This window comes from Hydrogenophaga sp., from assembly GCF_041633695.1.
Classification (GTDB): domain Bacteria; phylum Pseudomonadota; class Gammaproteobacteria; order Burkholderiales; family Burkholderiaceae_C; genus Hydrogenophaga.
In genome coordinates this window covers 1-4817 of sequence record NZ_JBFJMY010000324.1, presented here as the reverse complement: position 1 = coordinate 4817, position 4817 = coordinate 1, and the positions used below count along the sequence as shown (strand labels likewise).

Here is a 4817-nt window from a genome sequence, read left to right as displayed (position 1 = left end):
CGCTGGGTGCACGGCCGGTCGTGCTGCTGCTCATGACACCCGATCTGCTGGGTGCCCGGCTGGCCTCGGGTGCGCGCCGCATCGACCAGGCGGACGACCCGATCCGCGGGGAACTGCTCACCGCACAGCAACGCGGTGCCTTGATCATTCCCCTGCTCACCGAAGGCATGCAGGCGCCGAACGCCGAGAGCTTGCCCGAGGCGCTGCGTTTTCTCGCGGAACCCCATGCGCTCAAGCTGCGCACCGAGGACTGGGCCAACGACCTGAAAAAGCTGGTAGACGACCTAGAGGCGCAAGGCGTGGAGCGGGTCCAGGAAACGATGCCCCCGAACGACCACCGGGACCAGCCCGCCCCGCCCAAACGCCGGTGGCCTGTGTACCTGGGCAGCGGCCTGGTGCTGCTGGTCATATTGGCCAGTCTGGACATGGAAGAAAACGGTGTGCCCACCGAACGCCCGATGGCCGCAACCGAAACGACACCCACCACCCACGTGCAGCCCGCCGAAACCCACCCCGCCACACAGGCGGCGATGACGGCGGAGCTGTCGGGCGCCTGGTGGTCCATCGACAGCCAGAACCGGCGCACCGGTGTGCGTTTGCTGGTGCGCGACCAAGAAGCCGAGTTGCGCAGCGATCCGATCCCCGTCGCGTGGTACCCGGAATGGCACGCCTTCGCCCAGCGGCTGCTCAGCTCACAAGGCGTGGTCATCAACCAGGTGGTGTATGTGGCGCAGGGCGAACGCTTTCTGAACAGCTTGAATCTGCGCTTTGAAGTCTTCAGCACCGAGGGCGTGGGCCCGCTGGACACCGGCAGCTTCACACTCAACGTCAGCCCCGATGGCCGCGAAATACATGGCCAGCTCTGGAGCAATGGCGACCAGAACCATTTGCCCGTGCGCATGGTCCGCGCACCCTGAGCCGCCAGCCTGGCCCTCGCGCCTCGGGTGCGGGGCCTGCGAAACCCAAGTTTCTTTCCCCCCATCCACACAACCCCTCGGTCCGCACCCACCTCAGGAGATCACCATGGCCACCTACCCACATGTCTGCGTGCAACGCGCCCTGCCAGAAGACGCGATGCGTTTTCAACCCACCGTGCGCAGCGGTGGCCGCACGCGCGCCGTCATGCCCATTGGCAAACTCTGGATGAACGGCAGCACCTTGCGCGTGCGCTTCATCGGGGGCACTGCCGCACAACACGCCCAGGTCAAGGAACAGGCAGGCTGGTGGACCGAGCACGCCAATCTGCGCTTCGAATTCAACGACGCGCCCGATGCCGAGATCCGCATCGCCTTCAACCCCACGGCGGGGGCGTGGTCGTACATCGGCACCGACAACCGGCGCATACCCGTTGACCAGCCCACCATGAACCTGGGCTTCATGGACGGTGGCACCGTGGCCCACGAATTCGGCCACGCCATCGGTCTGGCGCACGAACACCAGAACCCCGCCGGTGGTATCGAGTGGAACGAGGCGACCGTGATCCAGTCGCTCTCGGGGCCGCCCAACAACTGGACCGAAGCCACGATACGGCACAACGTGATCGACAAGTACCGCGCCGACCAAATCAACGGCACCAGCTTCGACCCGGATTCCATCATGCTGTACTTCTTCCCGGGCAACTGGGTCAAGAGCGGCGTGGGCACACACGCCAACAACCGTTTGTCCGCCATGGACAAGGCCTTCATCGCGGGCGCACGCGCCTACCCCAAGACCGCGCCCACCTTGGTGGAGGCGCAACAGATCCAAGTGAATCCGTCACGCCGCACCAGTGCCAGCATTGGCCAGGCCGGGGAAGAGGACCTGTTCAAGTTCCAGGTGATCACCGGTGGCGCCCACATCATCGACACGCGCGGATCGACCGACGTGGTGATGAAGCTTTTCGGCCCGAACAGCCCCACCCAGGTGATCGCCGAAGACGACGACAGCGGATACGGCACCAACGCACTGATCCGCGCCGACCTGATTCAAGGCCTGTACTACGTGCAGGTGCGCCACTACAACCGCGCCAATGGCACCGGCAACTACAGCGTCAAAGTGAGGCGCCCCTGATGCGCAACAGGCCAAACAGCGGTACGGTTGACCGATGAAAGATTTTTTCGTCAGCTACAACCGCGCCGACAAGGGCTGGGCCGAATGGATCGCGTGGCAGTTGGAGGCCGCGGGCTACAAGGTGGTGATCCAGGCCTGGGACTTTCGCGAGGGCGGCAACTATGTGCTGGACATGCAGCGGGCCATCGAGAGCGCACGGCGCACCATCCTCGTGCTCTCGCCCGACGCCCTGAAATCCCAGTTCGTCGCGCCCGAATGGGCCGCCGCCTTCGCACAAGACCCGAGCGGCGAATCGCACCGCTTGTTGCCGGTGCGGGTGCGCGAATGCCAGCCAGGTGGTTTGCTGGCACAAATCGTTTACGTGGATCTGGTGGGGCTCAAAGACCGGGCGCAAGCCCAGCAACGCCTGTTGCAAGGCGTGGCCGAAGGGCGTGCCAAGCCCGACCACGAACCCGACATGCCACCCCTGGAGGCGGCCACCTCGCCGCCGCAAGCCCTGGACGAAGAACCGCCTTGGCCGCCGTCGCTCGAAGTGGCATCCAGCGTGGCCGGCCACGTGTTCTGGCGCATCGTGCGCTTCGCTGCGCTGCTGATCGGGTCGGCCCTGATCCTGCAGTTCCTGCTCGGCAAAGCCCTGCCCAACTGGGCCGCCAACAGCCCCGGCGCGGCAATCATGGTGGCCCTGGTGTGGGGCCTCATCATCACGCTGGCGCTGGAAGCCCTGTTGCGATTGTGGCAGCGCCGATCCGGTGCCCGATGGGCGCACAGGAGCCCTTCGTGAAGAGCGAAGCCCGTCCTCAAACCATGGTCCGCTTGCGGCTGCGCGCCGCTCTGGTCGGTCTGGCTGTGGCGCTCTGGACGGTGGGTGGCACCGCCATGGCCGCCCCGGCGCACCCCGATCCGGCGTTGGTCGACCAGGCGCGGGCCGCCGAACTGGCTTTGGCGCAATGGCGCACACTGCAGCGCCAGACGCGCAACACCCTGAAAAGCGCGCAGCAACTCCAACAAACCGGCGAGAAGATCGATGGCGCCTGGCAGGCGCACCAGCGGTACGATCTGGCGGCGCGCCAGGACATCGACGAAGCCCGCGATTGCCTCCCGCCGCTGTTGCAACACGTCGATGCCACCCGTGCAGCCGCCGTCCAGTTGGAGCAGGCCAGCGCACGATCACACGAGGCGGTGCGGACGGTCGCGCAGGCCCAGGCGAGCGGACTGGCGAGCGCCGCACAAGCCGCCGACCAAGGCTTTCAAGAACGCCGCGCAGCCGAACAAAACCTGGAGCGCCAGCAACAAACCATGTCCCGACAGGGCAGCCGTTGCGCCAGCGGCGTCTGGCGGGCCAACCAAAGCACCGCCGGTGTGCACACCACGGCGCAGGCCTTTGTTCAATGGGCCGGGCGTTTGGCGCCGCAACGCCAGGCGCTGGAAGCGCAATGGGCCGCCAACACCCGCGCGGCGCTGGCGGTGCCGAAAGACCCAACCTGGCCCCAGCAGTCTATGGCCTTGCCCCCGGGCGCGGGCACGCACGATCAACGGCTGCAACGGGCACTGGTGGATCTGGGCTGGCCAGACAATCGGCAAACACCGGCCAGCGCGCTCCCACCGCTCATCCCCTACCGCGAAAACCCGGCCCGACTGCTCACCGAACTGACCCGCTTGCAGGATGCCGCGACCTATATCGACCTGGCCACCGCATCGGCCAGCGCCGACTGCGCACACACCGCTTGTGCCGACTTCGCTTCGGAGCGGCGCGAACTGGCACTGCGCACCATCGAATCCCGCAACCAGGCGCAAGAAGCGCTGGCCCAATGGCAGCAAGCCCCGGCTGCGATGCAAGACGTGCTCCAGACCTTGGACAGCCGCCGCCAGACCACCACCCAACAAATCAGCGCCGTGGGTGCCGCATGGGCCGCCGCCGTGGCAGAAGCCACAGCAGTCGGTCAGGCCATCGAGCAAGCTGCGGCCCAATTGCAAACCGAGGTCGATGCGGCCCATGCCCAGGCCCAGAAGGAGTGGGAGACGGCGTATCTGCTGGCCTATGGTCATACAGCACCGCGGCAGCAGATGGCGGCGCCCATTCTCGACGGGCGGATCAACGCCCCGCCCGCCATGGGCGCGAACGCCCAGGAACTCGGCGGCTCCATCCGCAGCCACGCCTACGAACTGTTCAGCGCTTTCGACGGTGAAGCCAGCGACTTCGGCGCCTACACCTATGTGCTGTTGCGCAGCGCCAGCGACCTGGAAACGCCGGCGGTGCGCGGCCGCTTTCTGCAACTGTTGGGTTCACTGCAGAAGCTGCCCGAGGCCCGCCTGGTGGCCCGCGATCAGACGGCCCAAGTCAATGTGTTTTGCGTACCGGTGAAACCCGGCTCCGAGCGGGCCCACAAAGCCAGCGATGTGGCCTATGCCTCAGACCTGGGGCAGCAACTCAAAATGCGCGCGCAGAACGGTTTGTTGACCCGCAAAGAAGTGCACCACCGCCTCACCAGTTCGCCCGGGCCGTTTCTGGTCACCCTGCCCGTGCGCATGGCGCTGGCCAACTCGGCCACGCCGGTGCTGTTCGCCGACTTGTCCAGTTACCCGAACGACACCATCGCCGACCTGGCCACCCACTACATGAACGGCCTGGTGGACGACTTTCCAAAACAGCAATTGCTCTGGAAGCCGCCGGTGCTGCAGCGGGTGGCCTTGTTCATGATCCACCTCGCCGCTGGCACCGGCCAGATGGTCAGCACCGTCATGCCCACCGCAGAAGCCGCACCGCGCTG

The 4817-nt window shown here is 66.2% G+C and carries 4 protein-coding genes; all 4 read left to right on the top strand.

The window, feature by feature from the left end:
* A partial coding sequence (locus tag ABYB95_RS17065; protein ID WP_372659755.1) for a hypothetical protein occupies window positions 1–917 on the top strand: 917 nt, incomplete at its 5' end.
* A 106-nt stretch (window positions 918–1023) separates the two neighbouring features.
* The gene (locus ABYB95_RS17060; protein WP_372659754.1) at window positions 1024–2049 is read left to right on the top strand and encodes a M12 family metallopeptidase; all 1026 of its coding nucleotides are present in this window, start codon (window positions 1024–1026) and stop codon (window positions 2047–2049) included.
* 34 nt (window positions 2050–2083) lie between these two features.
* Window positions 2084–2830, top strand: coding sequence for a toll/interleukin-1 receptor domain-containing protein (locus tag ABYB95_RS17055; protein ID WP_372659753.1), 747 nt, complete (start codon window positions 2084–2086; stop codon window positions 2828–2830).
* A partial coding sequence (locus ABYB95_RS17050) for a hypothetical protein (protein ID WP_372659752.1) occupies window positions 2827–4817 on the top strand: 1991 nt, incomplete at its 3' end. The genes ABYB95_RS17055 and ABYB95_RS17050, both read left to right, overlap by 4 nt.